Annotated in this window: 18 protein-coding genes; 7 read left to right on the top strand and 11 right to left on the bottom strand. The window is 55.1% G+C overall.

The window, feature by feature from the left end; translation table 11 throughout:
- Positions 1 to 56 precede the first annotated feature (56 nt).
- The gene (locus tag AA74_RS0113205; protein ID WP_021242270.1) at positions 57 to 1,076 is read left to right on the top strand and encodes an NAD(P)-dependent alcohol dehydrogenase; all 1,020 of its coding nucleotides are present in this window, start codon (positions 57 to 59) and stop codon (positions 1,074 to 1,076) included.
- Positions 1,077 to 1,119: 43 nt separating this feature from the next.
- On the opposite strand, the gene AA74_RS0113210 is transcribed toward AA74_RS0113205, so the two are convergent.
- The gene (locus AA74_RS0113210) at positions 1,120 to 2,760 is read right to left on the bottom strand and encodes a dihydroxyacetone kinase subunit DhaK (RefSeq protein ID WP_025912558.1); all 1,641 of its coding nucleotides are present in this window, start codon (positions 2,758 to 2,760) and stop codon (positions 1,120 to 1,122) included.
- 137 nt (positions 2,761 to 2,897) lie between these two features.
- On the opposite strand from AA74_RS0113210, the gene AA74_RS0113215 reads away from it, so the two are divergent.
- Positions 2,898 to 4,400, top strand: a complete 1,503-nt coding sequence (locus AA74_RS0113215) for a helicase HerA-like C-terminal domain-containing protein (protein WP_023294672.1) — start codon at positions 2,898 to 2,900, stop codon at positions 4,398 to 4,400.
- Here the strand turns inward: AA74_RS0113215 and AA74_RS0113220 are convergent.
- On the bottom strand, positions 4,380 to 5,321 hold the full coding sequence (locus AA74_RS0113220; protein WP_100122167.1) for a TIGR01212 family radical SAM protein: 942 nt from the start codon (positions 5,319 to 5,321) through the stop codon (positions 4,380 to 4,382). The two genes, AA74_RS0113215 and AA74_RS0113220, sit on opposite strands and share 21 nt — an antisense overlap.
- A gap of 687 nt (positions 5,322 to 6,008) precedes the next feature.
- Here AA74_RS0113220 and gltB point away from each other — a divergent pair.
- Together gltB and gltD are read left to right on the top strand one after the other, a co-directional pair.
- Complete coding sequence (gene gltB / locus AA74_RS01000000122170; protein ID WP_032667513.1) at positions 6,009 to 10,469, top strand: glutamate synthase large subunit; 4,461 nt, start codon at positions 6,009 to 6,011, stop codon at positions 10,467 to 10,469.
- Between the two features lie 9 nt (positions 10,470 to 10,478).
- A complete protein-coding gene (gltD, locus tag AA74_RS0113230; protein WP_025912560.1) occupies positions 10,479 to 11,897 on the top strand; it encodes a glutamate synthase subunit GltD in 1,419 nt (472 codons plus the stop codon).
- 181 nt (positions 11,898 to 12,078) lie between these two features.
- On the opposite strand, the gene AA74_RS0113235 is transcribed toward gltD, so the two are convergent.
- The 9 genes from AA74_RS0113235 to zapE all read right to left on the bottom strand — a co-directional run bounded on the left by AA74_RS0113235 (position 12,079) and on the right by zapE (position 20,729).
- Positions 12,079 to 12,639: an outer membrane protein gene (locus AA74_RS0113235; RefSeq protein ID WP_023294675.1), complete on the bottom strand. Its 561-nt coding sequence runs from the start codon at positions 12,637 to 12,639 to the stop codon at positions 12,079 to 12,081.
- The gene (locus AA74_RS0113240; RefSeq protein ID WP_371258264.1) at positions 12,636 to 14,987 is read right to left on the bottom strand and encodes a fimbrial biogenesis usher protein; all 2,352 of its coding nucleotides are present in this window, start codon (positions 14,985 to 14,987) and stop codon (positions 12,636 to 12,638) included. Before AA74_RS0113240 ends, AA74_RS0113235 begins: the two co-directional genes overlap by 4 nt.
- A gap of 78 nt (positions 14,988 to 15,065) precedes the next feature.
- Positions 15,066 to 15,770: a fimbria/pilus chaperone family protein gene (locus AA74_RS0113245; RefSeq protein WP_008502827.1), complete on the bottom strand. Its 705-nt coding sequence runs from the start codon at positions 15,768 to 15,770 to the stop codon at positions 15,066 to 15,068.
- Between the two features lie 120 nt (positions 15,771 to 15,890).
- On the bottom strand, positions 15,891 to 16,568 hold the full coding sequence (locus AA74_RS0113250; RefSeq protein ID WP_008502828.1) for a DUF1120 domain-containing protein: 678 nt from the start codon (positions 16,566 to 16,568) through the stop codon (positions 15,891 to 15,893).
- Positions 16,569 to 17,018: 450 nt separating this feature from the next.
- Positions 17,019 to 17,516, bottom strand: coding sequence for a ClpXP protease specificity-enhancing factor (gene sspB, locus AA74_RS0113255; protein ID WP_025912562.1), 498 nt, complete (start codon positions 17,514 to 17,516; stop codon positions 17,019 to 17,021).
- 5 nt (positions 17,517 to 17,521) lie between these two features.
- Positions 17,522 to 18,160: a stringent starvation protein SspA gene (gene sspA, locus AA74_RS0113260; RefSeq protein ID WP_008502830.1), complete on the bottom strand. Its 639-nt coding sequence runs from the start codon at positions 18,158 to 18,160 to the stop codon at positions 17,522 to 17,524.
- 308 nt (positions 18,161 to 18,468) lie between these two features.
- On the bottom strand, positions 18,469 to 18,861 hold the full coding sequence (rpsI, locus tag AA74_RS0113265) for a 30S ribosomal protein S9 (protein WP_003860436.1): 393 nt from the start codon (positions 18,859 to 18,861) through the stop codon (positions 18,469 to 18,471).
- 15 nt (positions 18,862 to 18,876) lie between these two features.
- Complete coding sequence (gene rplM, locus AA74_RS0113270; protein ID WP_003860434.1) at positions 18,877 to 19,305, bottom strand: 50S ribosomal protein L13; 429 nt, start codon at positions 19,303 to 19,305, stop codon at positions 18,877 to 18,879.
- A gap of 299 nt (positions 19,306 to 19,604) precedes the next feature.
- Positions 19,605 to 20,729, bottom strand: coding sequence for a cell division protein ZapE (zapE, locus tag AA74_RS0113275; RefSeq protein WP_008502831.1), 1,125 nt, complete (start codon positions 20,727 to 20,729; stop codon positions 19,605 to 19,607).
- Between the two features lie 189 nt (positions 20,730 to 20,918).
- On the opposite strand from zapE, the gene zapG reads away from it, so the two are divergent.
- From zapG to degS, 3 genes are all read left to right on the top strand, one after another.
- A complete protein-coding gene (gene zapG / locus AA74_RS0113280; protein ID WP_008502832.1) occupies positions 20,919 to 21,317 on the top strand; it encodes a Z-ring associated protein ZapG in 399 nt (132 codons plus the stop codon).
- 171 nt (positions 21,318 to 21,488) lie between these two features.
- The gene (degQ, locus tag AA74_RS0113285; RefSeq protein ID WP_025912563.1) at positions 21,489 to 22,856 is read left to right on the top strand and encodes a serine endoprotease DegQ; all 1,368 of its coding nucleotides are present in this window, start codon (positions 21,489 to 21,491) and stop codon (positions 22,854 to 22,856) included.
- Positions 22,857 to 22,947: 91 nt separating this feature from the next.
- Positions 22,948 to 24,015, top strand: a complete 1,068-nt coding sequence (degS, locus tag AA74_RS0113290; protein ID WP_008502834.1) for an outer membrane-stress sensor serine endopeptidase DegS — start codon at positions 22,948 to 22,950, stop codon at positions 24,013 to 24,015.
- Positions 24,016 to 24,060 lie beyond the last annotated feature (45 nt).

The following is a 24,060-nucleotide window of genomic DNA, read 5'->3' on the forward strand; positions in this document are numbered from 1 at the left end:
CGGCTGTAAACTGAATGCTCTACACTCTCAGTTCACACCACAACGGGGGAAACACGATGTCGAAGATAAAAAGCTACGCCGCACCGCAGGCGGGTGCAGAACTTGAGCTGTACGAGTACGATGCGGGCGAACTAAAAGCAGAAGACGTCGAAGTACAGGTTGATTACTGCGGGATCTGCCACTCGGATCTCTCGATGATCGACAACGAATGGGGCTTCTCCAGCTATCCGCTGGTTGCCGGGCACGAAGTTATTGGTCGCGTCGTGGCGCTCGGTAGCGCCGCGCAGGACAAAGGGCTCAAAGTGGGCCAGCGCGTGGGCATTGGCTGGACGGCACGCAGCTGCGGTCACTGCGATGCCTGTATCAGCGGCAATCAAATCAACTGCCTCGAGGGCGCCGTTCCCACCATTCTCAACAAAGGTGGTTTTGCCGATAAACTGCGCGCCGACTGGCAATGGGTTATCCCGCTACCGGACAGCATTGATATCGAATCCGCCGGTCCGCTGCTGTGTGGCGGCATCACCGTCTTCAAGCCGCTGCTGATGCACCATATCACCGCTACCAGCCGCGTCGGCGTCATCGGTATCGGCGGACTGGGGCATATTGCCATTAAGCTGCTGCACGCGATGGGCTGTGAAGTCACGGCGTTCAGCTCGAACCCGGCGAAAGAGAAAGAAGTGCTGGCGATGGGGGCGGATAAAGTGGTGAACAGCCGCGATCCGCAGGCGCTGAACGCGCTGGCGGGCCAGTTTGACCTGATCATCAACACCGTTAACGTCGATCTCGACTGGCAGCCGTACTTTGAAGCGCTGGCCTACGGCGGTAACTTCCACACCGTGGGTGCGGTAATGAAGCCGCTGCCGGTTCCGGCGTTTACCCTGATCGGCGGAGATCGCAGCATCTCCGGTTCTGCAACCGGTACGCCTTACGAGCTGCGCAAACTGATGAAATTCGCCGGACGCACCAAAGTGGCGCCGACCACCGAACTGTATCCGATGTCAAAAATCAACGAAGCGATCCAGCACGTGCGCGACGGCAAAGCCCGCTACCGCGTGGTGCTGAAAGCAGATTTCTGATGTGAGTTTGCCGGGTGGCGGCTTCGCCTTACCCGGCCTACTTTCACTGCTGCGCCAATACGTTAAATACTTCCGCTACCGCGACCGCTCCCGGATCCATCACTCCATCCAGGTTATCTTTATTGACATACGACGAGCGTCCCGCGCCGGCTTTCGCCATCTTCGACGTTGCTTCTGCGCCCTGCTGCGCGGCCTGCGCTGCCGCCTGAATATTGCCTTTCTGTAACGCCTCCAGCGCCGGTTGCAGCGCATCGATCAGCGTGCGATCGCCGAGATCTGCCCCGCCGTACTGCTTCATCTGCGTAAGTCCACTGAGCAAGGCCTCCGGGAGCGTCTGACCATCGTGAAGCTTTTGCCCGGCCGCGGTAAAGAAGATCGACATCAGCACGCCGCTCGACCCGCCCATTACCGTAGCCAGCCGCTCGCCAACCAGTAACAGCAGCTTAGGCACGTCATTAAGCGGGAGCGCGTTCTCCTCCAGGCGCTGCGCAATATCCCACGCCCCTTGCGCAAAGGTAGAGCCGGTATCGCCATCCCCCACTTTAGCATCCAGCGCGTTCAGGCGGTTTTCGAGCTGGAGCAGCGTTGTCGACACGGAGGAGACAAACGCACGCACCTGTGGATTGTCAGACGGGGTATACTCCACACGGTCATGAATGGCGCTATGCGCCACGGTGCGCAGTGGCGCAAACGCGACGGGCTTCTGCCAGCCCAGCGTCTCGACGTCGGCGTGAATCGCCTTTTCAAAGAAATCGTTGAGCTTCAGCAGCGTCAGAGAAAAGCCTTTCATATCCAGCGCGCTGACCAGCGGCGCAGGGCCAATCAGGTACGCGATATTCTCTTTCAGCGCCGAGTGCGCCAGCTCTTTGGTCAGCAGCGCCATCTCCAGCGCCGATACGCCGCCAAGATTGTTAATCAGCACCGCAAAACGCCCCTCCCCCGCCTGCGCGCGTAACGGCGTCACCAGGGTGTCGATAATGGCTTTGCTGTTTTGCGTATCCACCACGGAAGCCCCGGGCTCGCCGTGAATGCCCAGGCCCAGCTCGACATGGCCTTGCTTAATGCGCCCCTCTTCATCGTCGCTGCCCGGCAGGTTGCACGTTTGCATCGCTACGCCCAGGCTCCAGAGGTTATCGCAGGCCTGTTGCGCAATATCCCGCACCTCGCTCAGGGATTTCCCCTGTTCCGCCGCATAGCCCGCAATCTTGTGCACCAGCGCCGTGCCGGCAATACCGCGCGGCTGCTTGTTATCCGGCAGCGCGATATCGTCCGCCACAATCACCATCTCCACCTTCAGGCCGTAGCGTTTGGCCTTTTCAGCGGCCAGGCCGAAGTTCAGGCGGTCGCCGGTGTAGTTTTTGACGATCAGCAGACAGCCGCGATCGCCCGTGACCGCGACGATGGCATTCAGTACCGCATCCACGCTCGGCGAGGCAAACAGATCGCCGCACACTGCCGCCGTCAGCATCCCTTTGCCAACAAACCCGGCGTGTGCGGGTTCATGGCCTGAGCCGCCGCCGGAAATTACCGCCACGCGGCTTTTATCCCAGTCGCCGCGCGCGACGATCCGGATGGCCGGATCGATATCAAGCTTGACGAGATTGGCATGTGGCGCAGAGAGCAGTATGCCTTCAATGGCATCGTTGACCAGCTGTTTGCGATCGTTAAAGAAGAATCTGGACATAGTTTCCCACTATTTTGTGAACCGTATGCAAAAGCATAGTCCGCGCTGGATAATGCGCCGCAAAGTCAGCAATTTACTCAGCCGTTTTACCGTCAGGTTGCCTATACTCCACCCAGGACTACGAGAGGAAGCGCATCATGAGTACACCATTGTTAATTGCCCGGACGCTGGAAAAAGAGCTCTATTTACTGCCCACGATGGCGAACCGCCACGGTCTGATCACCGGCGCGACCGGGACGGGGAAAACCGTCACCCTGCAAAAGCTGGCGGAGTCGCTTTCAGAGATTGGCGTACCGGTCTTTATGGCTGACGTAAAAGGCGATTTAACCGGTGTGGCTCAGGAAGGGACCGCCTCTGAAAAACTGCTCGAACGGTTGAAGAATATCGGCATCACGGACTGGACGCCGCACGGTAACCCGGTGGTGGTATGGGACATCTTCGGTGAAAAAGGCCACCCGGTGCGCGCCACCGTCTCCGATCTCGGTCCCTTGCTGCTGGCCCGTTTGCTTAACCTCAACGACGTGCAGTCCGGCGTATTGAATATCATCTTCCGTATTGCCGATGACCAGGGGTTGCTGCTGCTTGATTTCAAAGATCTGCGCGCCATTACGCAGTACATCGGCGATAACGCCAAATCCTTCCAGAACCAGTACGGCAACATCAGCAGCGCCTCGGTGGGCGCAATTCAGCGTGGCCTACTGACGCTGGAGCAACAGGGTGCCGAGCACTTCTTCGGCGAGCCGATGCTGGAGATCAAAGACTGGATGCGCACCGACAGCAGCGGCAAAGGGATTATTAACATCCTGAGCTCCGAGAAGCTCTACCAGATGCCGAAACTCTACGCCGCCAGCCTGCTGTGGATGCTCTCTGAACTTTACGAACAGCTGCCAGAGGCGGGCGACCTTGAGAAGCCGAAGCTGGTGTTCTTCTTTGATGAAGCGCACCTGCTGTTTAACGATGCACCGCAGGTGCTGCTGGACAAGATCGAGCAGGTTATCCGCCTGATCCGTTCCAAAGGCGTCGGCGTCTGGTTTGTCTCGCAAAACCCGTCGGATATCCCCGATAACGTACTGGGACAACTCGGTAACCGCGTACAGCACGCCCTGCGCGCCTTCACGCCGAAAGATCAAAAAGCGGTAAAAGCCGCCGCGCAAACCATGCGCGCCAATCCGGCCTTTGATACCGAAGCCGCCATTCAGGCGCTGGGCACCGGTGAAGCGCTGATCTCGTTCCTGGATGCGAAGGGCAGCCCGTCCGTAGTGGAACGCGCCATGGTCATTGCGCCTTGCTCGCGCATGGGGCCGGTGACCGACGATGAACGCAACGGCCTGATTAACCACTCACCGGTTTACGGGAAGTACGAAGACGAGGTGGATCGCGAATCTGCGTTCGAGATGCTGCAAAAAGGAGTCCAGGCGACAACGGAATCGCAGGATGCGCCTGCCGCTAAAGGGCAGTCTGTCGCCGTGGATGACGGCATTCTTGGCGGACTCAAAGACATCCTGTTCGGCAGCACCGGGCCGCGCGGCGGCAAACGCGACGGCGTAGTGCAGACGATGGCGAAAAGCGCCGCGCGACAGGTCACCAATCAGATCGTGCGCGGCATGCTGGGGAGTTTGTTAGGCGGCCGTCGCCGGTAGACGCGGAACCCACGGGCGGCCCAGCGCCGAACCCTGTACGCCGTTCTCCTGCAGGTAGCGGTCAATTTCCACCATCCCCGTCCAGCGGTTCTCACACCACAGCGGTGCCAGAAGCGTTGGACGGCGGGCGCTGGCCGAGATGCGGTGGTAGACAATCTCCGCTGGCGTGTGGCGAATCATCTCCCCCGCCGTCACCGTATAGTCCTCAAGCTCGATACCGCTTAACCGCCCGGCCTCCCAGGCTTTCGCCATAATGCTGCCCTTCACGATATGCAGCGGATGAAGCTTGATGCCGTCCACGCCGGTTTCAACGACTTTTTCCAGCGTTTCAAGGGCATGCTGTTGACCTTCTCCGGGCAGACCGACAATCAGATGTGAACAGACCTTCAGCCCGCGCTCGCGTGCCAGCCGCGTGGTGCGCTGGTAGCAGGCGAAATCATGGCCACGGTTGATACGGTGCAGCGTTTTATCATGTGCCGTTTGCAAGCCCAGCTCCAGCCAGATCTCGTAGCCTTGTTCTTTGTACTCGCTGAGCAGGTCCAGCACCGCGTCCGGTACGCAGTCCGGGCGGGTTCCCACGCACAGCCCAACGATGTTGGCCTGGCTGACGGCCTGCTGATACATCGATCGCAATACCTGCACCTCCGCCCACGTGCTGGTGTAAGCCTGAAAATAGGCCAGATACTGCTTCGCACGGTTCACCAGGCTGGCCTGATGAGCAAGCTGTTCAGCGATAGAGTTATGTTGCTGTGCTTCATCGGCAAACGACGCAACGTTACAGAAGGTGCAGCCTCCGCGCCCGATGGTGCCGTCGCGATTCGGGCAGCTAAACCCGCCGTGCAGCGTCAGCTTATGAACCTTTTGCCCGTACCGCTGCAAAAGATCCCCACCAAACATATTGACTAATTTCTGTAACTGCATAATCTGATAGACCGTCCCGGAGAAAGGGGACAAGCCTGCCATTTTTAGCCTCTGTCGGCGATGACCTGGATCAATCGCCCCGGACGGCCTTTATCTATATGAATAAATACTCAGGATTACTGCAATTTCATTCACGCCGCATGTGATTACTTTTCCTTATGTTCTGATTGTTTTTTTCATTTATAGCGCCATCACTGAAAAACAGTGTGTTTATGCGGGTTTGCGGCCAATGCCAGATTATTGTTCTGCTATAAAACCGCTATTCAGCACGCTACATGGATAATACCGCTTTCATATAGTGAGTCAGATCACACTCCGCTGCGCTCTTTCAGGGCAATCAATCAATGTAAAATTAGTTAAATACCCTTTAAATACAGGTAGATAAACTCTCTTTAGCACATTTTTGTATAAATAAGATTGCCATTTGACCTGTGTACCAATTCCCGATAAGTTGGAAATCCGCTGGAAGCTTTCTGGATGAGCGGCCTGCTCATCATATTTATGCAGTAATTGAGATTCCCTCTGAAGCAAGTCCTCAAACTTGTTTACCTGCGCGAAAGGATGAAAAAGAGGGCGAATGCGAGGTCCGCGTATGAAACGCAAACCCCGTCGCCATGCTCTTTCTGTGCCTGTGCGCCACGGTAAAGTTCAGTGGGAAGCCCGACGAGCCTGGGGAGGTTCACTGATATGTTGTACGATAAATCCCTTGAGAAGGATAACTGTGGTTTCGGCCTGATCGCCCACATAGAAGGCGAACCTAGCCACAAGGTGGTGCGTACCGCTATTCACGCACTGGCCCGTATGCAGCACCGTGGCGCCATTCTTGCCGATGGTAAAACCGGCGACGGTTGCGGCCTGCTGCTGCAAAAACCGGATCGTTTCTTCCGCATCGTGGCGGAAGAGCGCGGCTGGCGTTTAGCCAAAAACTACGCTGTCGGCATGCTGTTCCTGAACCAGGATCCTGAAAAGGCTGCCGCCTCACGCCGCATCGTCGAAGAAGAACTTCAGCGTGAAACCCTGTCGATTGTCGGCTGGCGCGATGTGCCAACCAACGAAGGGGTGCTCGGTGAAATCGCCCTCTCCTCGCTGCCTCGTATTGAACAGATTTTCGTCAACGCGCCTGCGGGCTGGCGTCCGCGTGATATGGAACGCCGTCTGTTTATTGCCCGCCGCCGCATTGAAAAACGTCTCCAGGACGATAAAGAGTTCTACGTCTGTAGCCTCTCTAATCTGGTAAACATCTATAAAGGTCTGTGTATGCCGGCTGACCTGCCGCGCTTCTACCTGGACCTGGCGGACCTGCGTCTGGAATCGGCCATTTGCCTGTTCCACCAGCGATTCTCCACCAACACCGTTCCACGCTGGCCGCTGGCGCAGCCGTTCCGCTACCTGGCGCATAACGGCGAGATCAACACCATCACCGGTAACCGCCAGTGGGCCCGCGCCCGTACCTACAAGTTCCAGACGCCACTGATCCCTGACCTGCACGATGCCGCGCCGTTCGTGAACGAAACCGGCTCGGACTCCAGCTCGATGGATAACATGCTGGAACTGCTGCTGGCGGGCGGGATGGATATCGTGCGCGCCATGCGTCTGCTCGTGCCGCCGGCCTGGCAGAACAACCCGGATATGGACCCTGAGCTGCGCGCGTTCTTCGACTTTAACTCCATGCACATGGAACCGTGGGACGGCCCGGCGGGCATCGTCATGTCCGACGGTCGTTTCGCTGCCTGTAACTTGGACCGTAACGGTCTGCGTCCGGCGCGCTACGTCATCACCAAAGATAAGCTCATCACCTGCGCCTCTGAAGTCGGCATCTGGGATTACCAGCCTGACGAAGTGGTCGAGAAAGGCCGCGTCGGTCCGGGCGAGCTGATGGTGATCGACACCCGCAGTGGACGCATCCTGCACTCCGCCGAAACCGACAACGATCTGAAGAGCCGCCATCCGTACAAAGAGTGGATGGAGAAAAACGTGCGTCGTCTGGTGCCGTTTGAAGATCTATCGGATGAAGAAGTGGGCAGCCGCGAGCTGGACGATGACACCCTCGCCAGCTACCAGAAGCAGTTTAACTACAGCGCGGAAGAGCTGGACTCCGTCATCCGCGTGCTCGGTGAGAACGGCCAGGAAGCGGTCGGCTCGATGGGTGACGATACCCCGTTTGCCGTGCTCTCCAGCCAGCCGCGCATCATTTACGACTACTTCCGCCAGCAGTTTGCGCAGGTCACCAACCCGCCAATCGATCCGCTGCGTGAAGCCCACGTGATGTCGCTGGCCACCAGCATCGGTCGCGAGATGAACGTCTTCTGCGAGGCCGAAGGCCAGGCGCACCGTCTGACCTTTAAATCGCCGATCCTGCTGTACTCCGATTTCAAACAGCTCACCACCATGAAAGAGGAGCACTACCGCGCCGACACGCTCGATATTACCTTCGACGTGAACGACGCGAGCCTCGAAGAGACGGTGAATGCGCTGTGCGACAAAGCCGAACAGATGGTGCGTAACGGTACCGTGCTGCTGGTATTGTCCGACCGCAACATCGCGAAAAACCGTCTGCCGGTGCCTGCACCAATGGCGGTGGGCGCTATCCAGACGCGTCTGGTGGATAAGAGCCTGCGCTGCGATGCCAACATCATTGTTGAAACCGCCAGCGCGCGCGACCCGCACCACTTTGCCGTGCTGTTAGGCTTTGGCGCGACGGCGATCTACCCGTACCTGGCCTATGAAACGCTGGCCCGTCTGGTGGATACCCGCGCGATCGACAAAGATTACCGCGCGGTGATGCTGAACTACCGTAACGGCATCAACAAAGGTCTGTACAAGATCATGTCCAAAATGGGCATCTCGACCATTGCCTCCTACCGCTGCTCGAAGCTGTTTGAAGCGGTCGGCCTGCACGATGAGGTCGCCAACCTTTGCTTCCAGGGCGTGGTCAGCCGCATCGGCGGCGCCGGTTTTGCTGACTTCCAGCAGGATCTGGTGAACCTGTCCAAGCGCGCCTGGCTGGCACGTAAGCCGCTGGATCAGGGCGGTCTGCTGAAATACGTTCACGGCGGCGAGTATCATGCCTACAACCCTGACGTGGTGCGCACGCTGCAGCAGGCGGTTCAGAGCGGCGAATACAGTGATTATCAGCAGTACGCTGAACTGGTGAACAACCGTCCGGCGGCGACGCTGCGCGACCTCATTGCCCTGAATCCGGGTGATGAAGCGGTCAGCATTGACGAAGTCGAACCGGCATCCGAACTGTTCAAACGCTTCGATACCGCGGCGATGTCCATCGGCGCGCTGAGCCCGGAAGCCCACGAGGCGCTGGCAGAAGCCATGAACAGCATCGGTGGCAACTCTAACTCCGGCGAAGGCGGTGAAGATCCTGCCCGTTACGGCACCAACAAAGTGTCCCGTATCAAGCAGGTGGCATCCGGCCGCTTTGGCGTGACGCCAGCGTACCTGGTCAACGCCGACGTGATTCAGATTAAAGTCGCTCAGGGTGCGAAACCGGGCGAAGGCGGTCAGCTGCCGGGTGATAAAGTTACCCCGTACATCGCCAAACTGCGCTACTCGGTACCGGGCGTGACGCTGATCTCCCCGCCGCCGCACCACGATATCTACTCTATCGAGGACCTGGCGCAGCTGATTTTCGACCTGAAGCAGGTCAACCCGAAAGCAATGATCTCCGTGAAGCTGGTTTCCGAACCGGGCGTCGGCACCATTGCCACCGGCGTGGCGAAGGCCTATGCGGACCTTATCACCATCGCCGGTTATGACGGTGGTACCGGCGCAAGCCCGCTCTCCTCCGTGAAATATGCGGGCTGCCCGTGGGAACTTGGACTGGTGGAAACCCAGCAGGCGCTGGTCGCTAACGGTCTGCGTCACAAGATCCGTCTGCAGGTGGACGGTGGCCTGAAAACCGGCCTCGACATCATCAAGGCGGCGATTCTGGGTGCGGAAAGCTTCGGCTTCGGTACAGGCCCAATGGTTGCACTCGGCTGTAAATACCTGCGTATTTGCCACCTGAACAACTGCGCAACCGGCGTTGCAACCCAGGACGAGAAGCTGCGTAAGAACCACTACCACGGCCTGCCGTTCAAAGTGACCAACTACTTTGAGTTCATCGCCCGTGAAACCCGCGAGCTGATGGCGCAGCTGGGCGTGAAGCGTCTGGTGGACCTGATTGGCCGTACCGACCTGCTGAAAGAGCTGGAAGGCTTCACGGCGAAGCAGCAGAAGCTGGAGCTGTCTAAGCTGCTGGAAACCGCGCAGCCGCATCCTGGCAAAGCGGTCTACTGCACCGAGAACAACCCGCCATTTGATAACGGCGTGCTGAACGCGCAGCTGCTGCAGCAGGCGAAACCGTATGTGGACGACAAGCAGAGCAAAACGTTCTGGTTTGATATCCGCAACACCGACCGTTCCGTGGGTGCCTCCCTCTCCGGCTACATCGCGCAGACGCACGGTGACCAGGGGTTGGCAGCCGATCCGATTACCGCGCACTTCAGCGGTACTGCGGGTCAGAGCTTCGGCGTGTGGAACGCTGGCGGCGTTGAGCTGTACCTGACCGGCGACGCCAACGACTACGTCGGTAAAGGCATGGCGGGCGGTCTTCTGGCGGTACGTCCTCCGGTCGGCTCAGCCTTCCGCAGCCATGAAGCCAGCATTATCGGTAACACCTGCCTGTACGGCGCAACCGGCGGTCGTCTTTTTGCCGCGGGCCGTGCGGGCGAGCGTTTTGCGGTGCGTAACTCCGGTGCTATCACCGTGGTGGAAGGCATTGGCGATAACGGTTGTGAATACATGACGGGCGGGATTGTTTGCGTTCTGGGTAAAACCGGCGTGAACTTCGGCGCAGGCATGACGGGCGGTTTTGCCTACGTCCTGGATGAAGACGGTGAGTTCCGTAAACGCGTAAACCCTGAACTGGTAGAAGTGCTGGACGTTGACACGCTGGCCATTCACGAAGAACACCTGCGCGGTTTGATTACCGAACACGTGCAGCATACCGGTTCTTCGCGCGGCGAAGAGATCCTGGCGAACTGGCCGGCGTTCTCTGCGAAATTCGCGCTGGTTAAGCCGAAGTCCAGCGATGTTAAAGCCCTGTTGGGTCACCGTAGTCGTAGCGCAGCAGAGCTGCGCGTGCAGGCGCAGTAAGGAATTCAGATGAGCCAGAACGTATACCAGTTTATCGACCTGCAGCGTGTTGATCCGCCAAAGAAACCGCTGAAGATCCGCAAAATTGAATTTGTTGAAATCTACGAGCCGTTTTCAGAAGGCCAGGCCAAAGCACAGGCAGACCGCTGCCTGTCCTGCGGTAACCCTTACTGCGAATGGAAATGTCCGGTACACAACTACATCCCGAACTGGCTGAAGCTGGCCAACGAAGGGCGTATTTTTGAAGCCGCCGAGCTGTCTCACCAGACCAACACCCTGCCGGAAGTGTGCGGCCGCGTGTGTCCTCAGGATCGTCTGTGCGAAGGTTCCTGTACGCTGAACGACGAGTTTGGCGCGGTGACCATCGGCAACATCGAGCGCTATATCAACGATAAAGCGTTTGAGATGGGCTGGCGTCCGGACATGACCGGCGTGAAGCAAACCGACAAGCGCGTGGCGATCATCGGCGCGGGCCCGGCGGGCCTGGCCTGCGCGGACGTGCTGACCCGCAACGGCGTGAAGGCGGTGGTCTTTGACCGTCATCCGGAGATCGGCGGTCTGCTGACCTTCGGTATCCCGGCCTTCAAGCTGGAAAAAGAGGTCATGACCCGTCGCCGTGAAATCTTCGCCGGCATGGGCATTGAGTTCAAACTGAACACAGAAGTGGGCCGCGACGTACAGCTCGACGATCTGCTGAAGGATTACGACGCCGTGTTCCTGGGCGTGGGTACCTATCAGTCCATGCGCGGTGGTCTGGAAAACGAAGACGCGCCGGGCGTTTATGACGCGCTGCCGTTCCTGATTGCCAACACCAAGCAGATTATGGGTTATGGTGAAACCGCCGATGAGCCGTTCGTCAGCATGGAAGGCAAACGCGTGGTGGTGCTGGGCGGCGGTGATACCGCGATGGACTGCGTGCGAACCTCCATTCGTCAGAATGCGGCGCACGTTATCTGTGCTTACCGTCGTGACGAAGAGAACATGCCGGGCTCTAAGCGTGAAGTGAAAAACGCACGTGAAGAGGGCGTGGAATTCCAGTTCAACATCCAGCCTCTGGGTATTGAAGTGAATGCCAACGGTAAAGTGAGCGGCGTGAAGATGGCGCGCACTGAGATGGGCGCACCGGATGCAAAAGGCCGTCGTCGCGCCGAGATCGTGGCCGGTTCTGAACACGTGATCCCGGCCGACGCCGTGGTGATGGCGTTCGGTTTCCGCCCTCACAGCATGGAATGGCTGGCGAAGCACAGCGTTGAGCTGGACTCGCAGGGCCGTATTATTGCGCCAGAAGGCAGCGATAATGCCTTCCAGACCAGCAACCCGAAAATCTTCGCCGGTGGCGATATCGTTCGCGGTTCCGACCTGGTGGTGACGGCGATTGCCGAAGGGCGCAAAGCGGCTGACGGGATACTGAACTACCTGGAAGTGTAAGAAAAAAGGGAATAAACCTTCCGGTTTATTCCCTTTGTTACCTACAGCGTAATCAAAAAAATTTCAGATATTTCAGCATGAAGGTTGCCAGCCTATCATTGCTTGAGTCAGCTGCAAGAAAAAAACAGGCATTTCATTGACGATAGAAATAATGAAGAGCTATTTTTTACTCTCCGAAATGCTACCTCGTCAGCAGAGTCCAGGTTAAGTCACTTTCCAGTACGGTTTGATCGGTGATGCGGCTAAACGCATTGTCATCCAGCACAGGTGATAGCGTGACACGGAAATTCATCTGCTGGCCTGAAGGCACCTGATTATTATCAACCGCAATAACCGCTTCATTATTACGCACATAAAACGGCGAAGGCGTGCCGCTTTGCGGAGTAAAACCGAGCTGATCGACCGTTTTGCCGACGGTGTAATTTTTACCGTCGATGGTCATATCATCGATTTTAACCGCCATCCCGCCAGACTGGCCGAATGTGAAGCGCCCTTTATCGCCTGCCGTCCCCTGTAACAACACCGCCATTTGCTGCGGCTGCGGGCAGTAAACATTAACGTTGAGGGTACGGTCCGCCATTTTGTGCCAGTTCTGCTGGGTTTTATCGATATTATCTCGACGCATTTCATGGTAATCCACCACCGGCTGCGAAAGCGATATTTGGCAATCTTCCGCATTTGCAGTCGCCACGAAGAAAAGTATCCCCAGCGCTGTTAATCCTACTGTTTGTTGATAATTCATCGGCATACTCCGTTTACTTCTTCATAGAAGGCGTCTTCATTGCGTTTCTCAGGAAGAGCGAAATCGAGTTTGCACAAACGATTGTTGTTGGCGTCCATGGCGTACAGCGCCGGTAACTGATCCGCATCGTTGATAAAGACATGACCATCATCAACGACCGTCACAATGTAGTTGCCCTTCTCATCCACGATTGCCAGCCCTTTTCTCAGCGGCTGACCATCGGTTTGCTTCATACGCAGCATCACACGTCGGCTGTTCAGCACCTTGAAGTCAAGCTCGCTGACTGAAGCGTGACCTGCGGCGATATATCGGGTGCCGTTTGCCAGCGTCATATTCTGCGGCAGCTTGTTGGCATCCACTTCTATACGCGAATTGCGCCACTCGTTTAGCGAAGGTACAACCGCCTGTCCCCAGGCATCGGTCCAGACCGTACCCTGTGGCGTAGCGATTTCTACCCCGCTTTTCTTCTCGCTCAGTCTGGCAATCGCAAAGGTATCGCGAATCGCATACGGCGAGAACGTCACGCCATTTTTGTGCATAGCGATGCCGCCCGCCAGGGTGGCGTTATAGTTACGCTGGTGATCACCGTTGCTGCCACCACCCACGCTCAGCTGGGTGTAATGCAGGTTGGTGTTAAGGTTACCGTTGAAGCTATTATCGCTGGACGACTGGTCACGATCGGCGGCGATATAGTAGTGTGTGTTTTCGCCCAGCGAACCGCTGTTGGCCACACCGTAAGTGGTATTGTCGCCCTGTTTGCGCATGTAAGTGCTGACAGACTGCCCCGGACTCAGCGGAATGCTGACGTTGATGTACAGCATTTCATCATCCTGGTCGTCATCGACGTTGCCCACAGCGCTTTGCCAGTTGGCGGTAACGCTGGCATATTTAAATGTCTTACCCCACGACAGAAGCAGATAGCGGGAATCCTCAGAGTTCCCGCTGCTCTGGTTATAGTTGAAGCCTGCTGAGAAAACGCCTGCCAGACCGGATGAGAAACGTATGCTGCCGGAGTAGGCGTTATCGTACCCCTGATAGTCATCGTCCATCGCTTCTGCCATCTCACGGTAGCCGCCGCTGTAGTGCGTCGCGCTGGTGGAAAGCGATACATGAGAGGAAAGCGTAAGATCGCTTCCTAGCTCGGTTTTAAGTCCACTGCTGCTGTCACCAAACGACTCTTTGCTTGCCGCAACCGTCGTGGAAACAGACCAAAGATCGCTGATAAGAAAATCGGTACGACCGCCAGCTGCCTGGTAATCTTGAGCGGCAGTACCGGAGGCCAGAAGGTTCATCCACGGGAAAATGCGCCAGCCGTCGGAAACGTTCATCACCAGCGGATCGCTGTAGTCGCTATCGATGCTGCGTACCTGACCGGCAGACACGGTAAGCCCCTGCGGGCGAGAAAGATTTCGCTGCTTCACTGCGGCAGCAGGAACAATAAAGTTATTCGTGGAGCCGTCCGACTCTACGACGGAAACGTCTAAATCGACGTTGTTACGCGCAACCGGCACGTCATCCAGCGTAAATGGTCCCGCGGGCACGAGCGTACTGAAGATCAGCTGATTGTTCTGGCGAATCTCCACGCGAGCCTGGGAGGAACGGGCAATGCCTGACACGCTGACGCCGCTGCCGTCTTTTGTCAGCCCACTAGTCGGCATAAGCTGGATACCGGTAATGGGTATGCCGCTCAGCACATTAGACATGGCATTAATTTCACCGACCTGCATGGTTAACTTCTGCGGGACAAAAACATGCTCTGCGTAGGTGTAAATGCTTTCGGCATTTTTCTTGCCATTGTCATCCGTCAGGATGTAATTACTGCGAAGCGACCAGTCAAATGCGTTAAAACCCGCTTCCAGATTGGCCTGCGAATAGCGGGTTTTGTCGCTACCGCCATATTCGTTACGGGTGCTGAAAAGCGAATAGTTGAGCATCCCGGCGGCACCGCCGTGCTGGAAGTTTCGGATATCCGACGACAGGCTGTTTACCGCTTCAGGCGGCAGATACAACTCAACGGCTTCCTGGTTTGGCAACGCGTTGATTACCGCTTTCGGGTAGTCGTCGCGGATGTTGTGGCACGCCTCGCCTGCCTTCAGGGGGACTGGCATGAGGCCTGCGAAATCAAGCAGATCGTTATCAAAACACAGCACGCCGTCCTTATTGAAACGGACGGCGGCCATTCCGCGATCTTCACCATTCACTTTAACGTTTACGGAATGGGTTCCGGGCAGAAAACGCGGTGCTTTAGCGAAATAATGGTTCAAGTCGCTCGATAACCCCAGCGTTTTCATTACCCCCGTATCAAACGTCACTTCCCTTGCGAGTACGGAGGCGGAGTCAAACATCATCAGAGGCAAGGTGCCGCAGAGAACTGCGCGGACACAAAGTGCAATACGGCTTTTTTTATTCACCGTTTGATCCCTATATTATTTATTTAATTCTGAGGTAAAACTCGGCACTTCAATGCCATAACGGCTGGCCGGGAAAAATTTAACGTGGCTGTCACCGCTGCTCGTTTTGTTCAACGCAGCCGTCATCGTCTCACCTGGCAGAAGGTAAGTTTTGGAAAGCGTGGCGTTTGCGCCTGAAGGTTGTAATACGACTTTTTGTGCCAGACGAACAACGTACTTACTTGGGTTGGTTACTTTTACAGAAGATCCGACCGTAGACCATTTGAGGTATTTCCACGCATCCGTCACGACCCCCAGCGTAGCCGGGCGTATTAGCACTGGAATATCCTGGCGAATATTAATGCCAATTTTAATTTTTTTATCGTCATTTTTTGGTGGAATACCGTCAAATGTGACGCGTTTTAAATGCTCAACATCCAGCGGCTGCTTGCTTTGCAAAATAAAACGAAGCTGCTGCGTTTGGCCCGGCTCAAGGCGAACCACAGGCTGCGTGACGATCAACTTAAGCCCCTGGTCGTCCGGCAGGTCTACAACGTTCGTATATAATAAGGATGGGTGTGAATCCGTATTTTTTACGTTAATGGTACCGCTGTGTGTGGCTTCATCAATAATTAGCAGGCTGGTTTCTGGCACCATACCTTCTGCATGCACCGCAAAATTGGCGGAAAATAAAGCGACAGTAAAAAGTGTTTTAAATATATTCGACCTTATGCATTGCATAATATTATCTCCTTGATAGCCCAACAGAACATTCCATGTTTATCGTGCTGTTAAAAAGAGAGTAAATGCAGAACATTCACTCTCTGGATTATTTTAAAATTACTTTTACTCAATAAAGTCTTACAGATAACGCAGGCTGATGGTCAACTGACCGTCAAGCTGAGTATCGTCCGTAATCGCCAGAGTTGTGGTGTCCTGAAGAGCCAGTGAAGTTGCCAGCGGGAAGGTCGCGGTCTGGAAGGCCAGCGGATCCAGAGAACCTGCAGACGCAACGGTGAAGTCACGAATATGGCTGCCCTGAGAAGAACCGTTGGTGGATTTGGTCCAGGTACCCGTCGCGTTCTGCTGATAGATTGGATCTACCGCAGCACCATCAGCCGTTACGCTGTCTACTTTAACTAGCAGAGCGTAAGAGCCAATGTTAACGCCACCCGCGGTTTTGCCCACACCGTAAGTTTGGCTAGCGCCTTTAATAATACCACCACCAAACATACCGTTTTCTACGGTCAGACCCGCGTTAGTATCAGCGCGATCGTCAACCATATTCCAGGACACTTTTGTTGCTGCGGTGCAGTTAATGGTCAGATCGATATTCTTCTGTCCCAACTGGTTGACAGCAGAAGCGTTCAGACTGCCCAAATTAATTGTACCGTAGTCAACAGTACCGCCGTTGCTTAATACTGGCGTACATGCTGCATTCGTCAGCGTACCTTTAACCTTCAGTACAGCTGAAGGGTCTGCAGCAAATGCTGAAGTCACACACAGAGAAAGCGCAGTAGCGAGTAAAACTTTTTTCACTTGTTAATCCTTAACATATGAGTAATTGCAATATTTAACCCAGTAATGATAAATACCTTTACCAGTTACTGATTGTCGTCATGCTTGTCAGCATGTGCACATAGTATTGTTTTTATAAATACATGCAATTTAGCAAAATTAACTATTCTATTAAGGATAACCACAAAATGATTTTTTCCTTATTTTATTAAGGAATTACCCAATCAAAAAAGAGATCAACATCAAAAAAATAATATTACTCAGAATTCCTCTTTACTTTTCTCATCGTTTTGATATTAGTTCACACCTCATTTATTCATGGAGTTTATAAATCTATTTAATTATTAATCAAGCAATGAAGAAACAAGAGATATAAACAATGCTTATTTAAAAATATTACAACGGTAGATTGATATAGAAATAAAAAAAGCCAGTGATATCACTGGCTTTTTACAAACGGCGCAAGCGGATTTATTTCACAACGCGTAGCGCTGGACGACCACCGCGCGGAGGCGGATCGTCATCAGGGTCATTGTCATCTTGATGATCGGGTTTGTCGCCATCGATAATTGACATCACCGTGTCGCTTTCACGCTCATCAGATGCGTTGTCATCATTCAGGCTGGCAACGTCTTCATCATATGCCGCTTCCGGCTCGAACATGGTACCCGCACCGTTTTCACGCGCGTAGATAGCCAGCACAGCAGCCAGCGGTACGGAAACCTGGCGCGGTACGCCGCCGAAACGCGCGTTGAAGCGCACTTCATCGTTTGCCAGCTCCAGGTTGCCCACCGCGCGCGGGGCGATGTTCAGTACAATCTGTCCGTCACGTGCGTATTCCATTGGAACCAGCACGCCCGGCAACGTCACATCCACAACCAGGTGCGGCGTGAGCTGGTTATCCAGCAGCCATTCATAGAAGGCGCGCAGCAGATACGGACGGCGTGGGGTTAGTTGTGACATTTCCACAGTCATTAGCCTCGGCCGAGACGCATTTCACGTTCCGGTTCAGTTAAAGATGCCAGGAAAGAGTCGCGCTCAAAGACGCGAGTCATGTAGCCCTTCAGCTCTTTCGCGCCAGGACCGCTGAATTCTACGCCCAGGATTGGCAGACGCCACAGCAGCGGTGCCAGGTAGCAGTCTACCAGGCTGAACTCATCGCTCAGGAAGAACGGTTTCTGACCAAACACCGGGGCGATTGCCAGCAGCTCTTCACGCAGTTGCTTACGCGCAGCGTCGGCTTCCGCAGCGGATCCGCTGGTAATCACGTTCATCAGCGAATACCAGTCTTTTTCGATACGCTGCATGTACAGGCGGCTTTCACCACGCGCAACAGGGTAAACAGGCATCAGCGGCGGATGCGGGAAACGCTCATCCAGGTATTCCATAATGATACGGGATTCCCACAGGGTCAGCTCGCGATCCACCAGCGTCGGTACGCTTTGGCTCGGGTTGAGATCGATCAGATCCTGAGGCGGGTTATCCTTTTCCACATGCTCGATCTCAAAACTGACACCCTTCTCGGCCAGCACGATACGAACCTGATGGCTATAAATGTCAGTAGGACCAGAAAACAGCGTCATTACCGAACGTTTGTTGGCAGCGACAGCCATGAAAACCTCCAGGTATATTCAGAATTTTTACTGCTACCAGCCCAACAGGGGCCAGCCAGATGTTGTATCGCCCATCCCAGAGAAGACACATTGTTCAAGAATCGAACAAAAATCGAGTATTCACCGATATTTGGGCAGAAAATTGGATGATAGTTTACCAGATTTTGATGGCTTTGTGGTGAGGGGATTCTGGAAATGTGGAAAAAGAGAAGATATATGCATGGATATTGTGGATAACCTGCGCATTATCCATAAAAAAACCCGCCGAAGCGGGTTTTTCGCCAATCGTTCTGCGTAAGCAGAATGGATTAACGTTTGGAGAACTGTGGACGACGACGTGCTTTACGCAGACCCACTTTCTTACGTTCAACCTGACGCGCGTCACGAGTAACGAAGCCAGCTTTACGCAGTTCAGAACGCAGGGATTCGTCGTACTCCATCAGAGCGCGGGTGATACCGTGACGGATCGCACCTGCCTGACCGGAGATACCACCACCTTTAACGGTGATGTACAGATCCAGTTTTTCTACCATATCAACCAGTTCCAGCGGCTGGCGAACTACCATGCGGGCAGTTTCGCGACCGAAGTACTGTTCCAGAGAACGCTGGTTGATTACGATTTTACCACTGCCCGGTTTGATGAAAACGCGAGCTGCGGAACTTTTGCGGCGACCAGTGCCGTAGTATTGATTTTCAGCCATTGCCTATAATCCCGATTAGATGTCAAGAACTTGCGGTTGCTGTGCCGCGTGGTTGTGCTCGTTGCCTGCGTAAACTTTCAGTTTACGGAACATAGCACGACCCAGCGGGCCTTTTGGCAGCATGCCTTTAACCGCGATTTCAATCACACGCTCAGGACGGCGAGCAATCATCTCTTCAAAGGTCGCTTCTTTGATACCACCGATGTGGCCGGTGTGGTGGTAGTACATTTTGTCAGTACGCTTGTTGCCGGTAACAGCAACTTTGTCAGCGTTCAGAACGATGATGTAATCACCGGTATCAACGTGCGGAGTGTATTCCGCTTTGTGCTTACCGCGCAGGCGACGAGCCAGTTCAGTAGCCAGACGGCCCAGAGTTTTACCGGTCGCGTCAACAACATACCAGTCGCGCTGTACGGTTTCTGGTTTAGCTGTAAAAGTTTTCATTAAAAGCTTACCCAAATAATAAGTTACACGTTGGTGAACACCCAAACGTTTAGTCAGTTGAGGTTCACACGACAAAGTCCGGCAAACCTACCCCTTCGAATAGCACATGCCGACACATAGAAAGTTTCGGGAAAAAAACCTTCTCGTAACGTGGGGTCGCAAGATTATAGAGAAGTTGAGGTCAAAGATCGACCCTTAAATGTGATTCAAATTGGGTTTTTCGAGGCGGTGGAAAATGCCGGGTGGCGGCTGCGCCTCACCCGGCCTACAAGTCCCCCTTCACAGGGAGAGGGTGGCATTTATGGCATATGCTCCAGCTTCAGGTATTCCTCGCTCTGCATCTCCTGCAGGCGAGACAGGCAGCGCTGGAACTCAAACTTTAGCCGCTCCCCCTGGTAGATCTCATATAAAGGAACCTCGGCGCTAATCACCAGCTTAACGTGGCGCTCGTAAAACTCGTCCACCATCGCGATGAAGCGCCGCGCCTCGCTCTCCATCAGCCGCGTCATCACCGGCACATCCAGCACCATCACGGTGTGGAACAGACGTGAAAGCGCAATGTAGTCGTGCTGGCTGCGGGCATCAACGCACAGCGTCGTAAAGGAGACCGCCAGCGTTTGGTTTTCAACGCCGAGCGTTGGCAGCGGGCGATGGTTAATCTCGAGTTCCGGGGCATGCTCGCGTTTTGCCCCCGCCAGCGCCAGCCAGAGTTTATCCATCTCGCGGGTGGTCTCTGCATTTAACGGCGAGAGCCACAGGTGCGCCTGGGTTAAGGTGCGCAGGCGATAATCGACACCGGCATCAACGTTCATAATGTCACAATGCTGCTTAATGGCGTCGATGGCAGGCAGGAAGCGTGCCCGCTGCAGGCCGTTGCGGTAAAGCTCATCCGGCGGAATATTCGACGTGGCCACCAGCGTGATCCCGCGGGCAAAAAGCGCTTTCATCAGGCCGCCTAACAGCATGGCATCGGTGATGTCAGACACAAAAAATTCATCGAAGCAGAGCACGTCCGTTTCCGCCTTGAACCTGTCGGCCACAATCTCCAGCGGATCGCTTTTACCCTGCAGCGCAGTCAGCTCTTCATGCACACGCAGCATAAAGCGGTGGAAGTGCAGACGCTGTTTACGCGCCCCCGGCAGGCTCTGGTAGAACATGTCCATCAGCCAGGTTTTTCCGCGACCGACCCCGCCCCACATATAAAGACCGCGCACCGGCGCGTGGGCCTGTGGCGTTTTTTTTCCGAGCAACCGTCCAAATGCCGCCTTTAGCCCGCCATTCTGTTCGGTTTCAGCGGGTTTGGCCGTGAGTTCCTGATAAATCATCTCCAGACGACTTACCGCCTCACGCTGTACGTCATCCGGCTGATGAGTGCCCTCGTTTAGGGCCAGTTGATATCGCGATGCAGGGGACAGGTTTTGCATAATCTTATTGTTATTCCTTCAATTAACGCTCACCAGCAGACGTGACTGATGAAAAAAAGGCCGTTCTACACTACGCGATGATACGTCAGGATTCCACTTCTACGGAAATAGCGGTTATAGTGGCATTATCAGGCACAGGCAGGAGCCGAGCCAACACCCTACGGAACAACAAGACAACGGGAGAAGTTCATGACCTGGGAATATGCGCTAATCGGTTTAGTCGTCGGCATCGTCATCGGTGCTGTGGCCATGCGTTTCGGTAATCGCAAATTGCGTCAGCAGCAGTCACTGCAGTACGAACTGGAAAAGAACAAAGCCGAGCTGGAAGAGTATCGTGAAGAGCTGGTCAGCCATTTTGCCCGTAGCGCCGAGCTGCTGGACAACATGGCGACCGACTATCGTCAGCTGTATCAGCATATGGCAAAAAGCTCCAGCAGCCTGCTGCCGGAAATGACGGCGGAAACCAATCCGTTCCGCAACCGTCTGGCAGACTCTGAAGCCGGTAACGACCAGGCGCCTGTTCAGATGCCTCGCGACTATTCAGACGGCGCGTCCGGCCTGCTGCGCGGCGGTGTAAAACGCGATTAATCGCACAACCTGAATTTATTTTACGGGCGCAGCGATTGCGCCCGTCCTTTCTTCCTGACCCCAGCTATCATTTAGTTAAACACCTCATTGTTCAGCGGTTTAAAATTCAATAACATCAACGTGTTTTTGGGGCCGTTTTTCCTTTATTCCAGGTTACGAGAGTCAACATCGATGAAGAAAAAAAACCAGCTGTTGAGCGCTATCGCGTTAAGTGTCGGGTTATCTCTCTCGGCGTCCGTCCCTGTATTTGCCGTCCTTCCCTCCCAGGTGCCTGGCCAGGCGGCCATTCCAAGCCTTGCCCCCATGCTGGAAAAAGTGTTGCCTGCGGTGGTCAGCGTTCAGGTTGAGGGCACGGCGGTACAAAGCCAACGCGTCCCTGAAGAACTGAAAAAATATTTTGGCGATGAGTCTCCCGACCAGCAGGCCCAGCCTTTTGAAGGCCTGGGTTCCGGCGTCATTATTGATGCGGCAAAAGGCTACATTCTGACTAACAATCATGTCATCAGCCAGGCCGATAAAATCAGCGTCCAGCTAAACGATGGCCGCGAATTTGATGCCAAACTGATTGGCGGTGATGACCAGAGCGACATTGCGCTGTTGCAGGTACAAAACCCGAGTAACCTGACCCAGATTGCCATCGCGGACTCCGACAAACTGCGCGTCGGTGATTTTGCCGTCGCCGTGGGTAACCCCTTTGGCTTAGGGCAAACCGCCACTTCCGGGATCGTCTCCGCGCTGGGACGCAGCGGCCTCAATCTGGAAGGGCTGGAAAACTTTATCCAGACCGATGCCTCAATCAACCGCGGGAACTCCGGCGGGGCGTTACTTAACCTTAACGGTGAGCTGATTGGGATCAACACAGCCATTCTGGCCCCGGGTGGCGGCAGCATCGGGATCGGTTTTGCGATTCCCAGCAATATGGCCAAAACCCTGGCGCAGCAGCTCATTCAGTTCGGCGAAATCAAACGCGGGCTGCTGGGTATTAAAGGTATGGAGATGAGCGCCGATATCGCCAAAGCATTCAACATCAACGTACAGCGCGGGGCGTTTGTCAGTGAAGTGCTGCCTAACTCCGGCTCGGCAAAAGCAGGTATCAAATCGGGCGATGTGATCGTCAGCCTCAACGACAAGCCGCTGAGCAGCTTTGCCGAGCTGCGCTCGCGGATAGCGACCACCGAACCCGGCGCCAAAGTGAAGCTGGGTCTGATCCGTGACGGTAAGCCGCTGGACGTTGAAGTGACGCTGGATAAGAGCACCTCCTCCTCTGCCAGTGCGGAGCTGATCGCCCCGGCGCTGCAGGGTGCGACGCTGAGCGATGGACAGCTGAAAGACGGTACGAAAGGCATTCGCATCGACACCGTTGAGAAGAGCAGCCCTGCCGCACAGGCCGGATTGCATCAGGAAGATGTGATCATTGGGGTAAACCGCAATCGCGTGCAGTCCATTGCCGAACTGCGCAAGGTGATGGAGAGTAAACCGGCGGTTATTGCCCTGCAGGTCATGCGCGGCAATGAGTCTATCTATATTCTGTTGCGCTAAGCATTTGCGACCCGGACATCACCGCTGCGTGTGATGTCCGGATAACTCATGTTATGCTGCAAATCGTTCCATTTTTAACGACACGCGCATCATGCTTTTAAAGCTCTTACGTTCTATTGTCATCGGTTTGATTGTCGCTGGCCTGCTGCTGCTGGCGCTGCCGTCTTTACGTCAGTTCAATAAACTGTCGGCCCCTCAGTTCGATAGCACGGATGAAACGCCGGCCACCTATAACCAGGCCGTTCGCCGTGCCGCACCTGCCGTAGTTAACGTCTATAACCGTGGCCTGAATACCTCAGCCCACAACCAGCTGGAGATCCGCACTCTCGGCTCCGGGGTAATCATGGACGAGCGCGGCTACATTATTACCAACAAGCACGTGATAAACGATGCCGACCAGATCATCGTCGCCCTACAGGATGGCCGCGTGTTTGAGGCATTACTCGTTGGCTCTGACAGCCTGACTGACCTTGCCGTCCTGAAGATTAACGCCACGGGCGGTTTGCCGGTCATCCCGATCAACCGTAAACGTACCCCGCATATTGGTGACGTCGTCCTGGCGATTGGTAACCCTTACAACCTGGGCCAGACCATCACCCAGGGGATTATCAGCGCGACCGGGCGTATTGGCCTCAACCCATCCGGACGGCAGAACTTCCTGCAAACCGATGCCTCCATCAACCACGGTAACTCCGGCGGTGCGCTGGTCAACTCGCTGGGCGAACTGATGGGCATCAACACCCTCTCGTTCGATAAGAGTAACGACGGCGAGACGCCGGAAGGCATCGGCTTTGCCATTCCGTTCCAGCTGGCGACCAAAATTATGGATAAGCTGATCCGCGACGGACGCGTGATCCGCGGCTATATCGGTATCGGTGGCCGTGAAATTGCGCCGATGCATACCCAGGGTGGCGGGATCGATCAGATCCAGGGCATCGTGGTGAACGAGGTGGCGCCAGGGGGTCCGGCGGCCAACGCGGGGATTCAGGTCAATGACGTCATTGTGTCGGTCAACGGCACGCCGGCGGTTTCTGCGCTGGAGACGATGGATCAGGTGGCAGAAATTCGCCCGGGCTCTATCATCCCTGTTGAAGTCATGCGCAACGATAAGAAACTGACGCTGCAGGTCACCATTCAGGAATACCCGGCAACGAACTGACAGGCATAAAAAAACGGAGCGATAAGCTCCGTTTTTTTGCCGGGA

It is taken from the genome of Enterobacter sp. 5-4 (genome assembly GCF_000612205.1).
Lineage (GTDB): Bacteria > Pseudomonadota > Gammaproteobacteria > Enterobacterales > Enterobacteriaceae > Enterobacter > Enterobacter roggenkampii.

What these genes read in the sequence shown, in the direction of transcription:
- degQ (WP_025912563.1), top strand. Translation starts at nt 21,489, where the DNA reads ATGAAGAAAAAAAACCAGCTGTTGAGCGCTATCGCGTTAAGTGTCGGG.
- AA74_RS0113235 (WP_023294675.1), bottom strand. Translation starts at nt 12,639, where the DNA reads ATGAATTATCAACAAACAGTAGGATTAACAGCGCTGGGGATACTTTTC.
- AA74_RS0113245 (WP_008502827.1), bottom strand. Translation starts at nt 15,770, where the DNA reads ATGCAATGCATAAGGTCGAATATATTTAAAACACTTTTTACTGTCGCT.
- gltD (WP_025912560.1), top strand. Translation starts at nt 10,479, where the DNA reads ATGAGCCAGAACGTATACCAGTTTATCGACCTGCAGCGTGTTGATCCG.
- rplM (WP_003860434.1), bottom strand. Translation starts at nt 19,305, where the DNA reads ATGAAAACTTTTACAGCTAAACCAGAAACCGTACAGCGCGACTGGTAT.
- degS (WP_008502834.1), top strand. Translation starts at nt 22,948, where the DNA reads ATGCTTTTAAAGCTCTTACGTTCTATTGTCATCGGTTTGATTGTCGCT.
- AA74_RS0113205 (WP_021242270.1), top strand. Translation starts at nt 57, where the DNA reads ATGTCGAAGATAAAAAGCTACGCCGCACCGCAGGCGGGTGCAGAACTT.
- AA74_RS0113215 (WP_023294672.1), top strand. Translation starts at nt 2,898, where the DNA reads ATGAGTACACCATTGTTAATTGCCCGGACGCTGGAAAAAGAGCTCTAT.
- sspA (WP_008502830.1), bottom strand. Translation starts at nt 18,160, where the DNA reads ATGGCTGTCGCTGCCAACAAACGTTCGGTAATGACGCTGTTTTCTGGT.
- AA74_RS0113240 (WP_371258264.1), bottom strand. Translation starts at nt 14,987, where the DNA reads ATGATGTTTGACTCCGCCTCCGTACTCGCAAGGGAAGTGACGTTTGAT.
- AA74_RS0113220 (WP_100122167.1), bottom strand. Translation starts at nt 5,321, where the DNA reads ATGCAGTTACAGAAATTAGTCAATATGTTTGGTGGGGATCTTTTGCAG.
- zapE (WP_008502831.1), bottom strand. Translation starts at nt 20,729, where the DNA reads ATGCAAAACCTGTCCCCTGCATCGCGATATCAACTGGCCCTAAACGAG.
- gltB (WP_032667513.1), top strand. Translation starts at nt 6,009, where the DNA reads ATGTTGTACGATAAATCCCTTGAGAAGGATAACTGTGGTTTCGGCCTG.
- rpsI (WP_003860436.1), bottom strand. Translation starts at nt 18,861, where the DNA reads ATGGCTGAAAATCAATACTACGGCACTGGTCGCCGCAAAAGTTCCGCA.
- zapG (WP_008502832.1), top strand. Translation starts at nt 20,919, where the DNA reads ATGACCTGGGAATATGCGCTAATCGGTTTAGTCGTCGGCATCGTCATC.
- AA74_RS0113210 (WP_025912558.1), bottom strand. Translation starts at nt 2,760, where the DNA reads ATGTCCAGATTCTTCTTTAACGATCGCAAACAGCTGGTCAACGATGCC.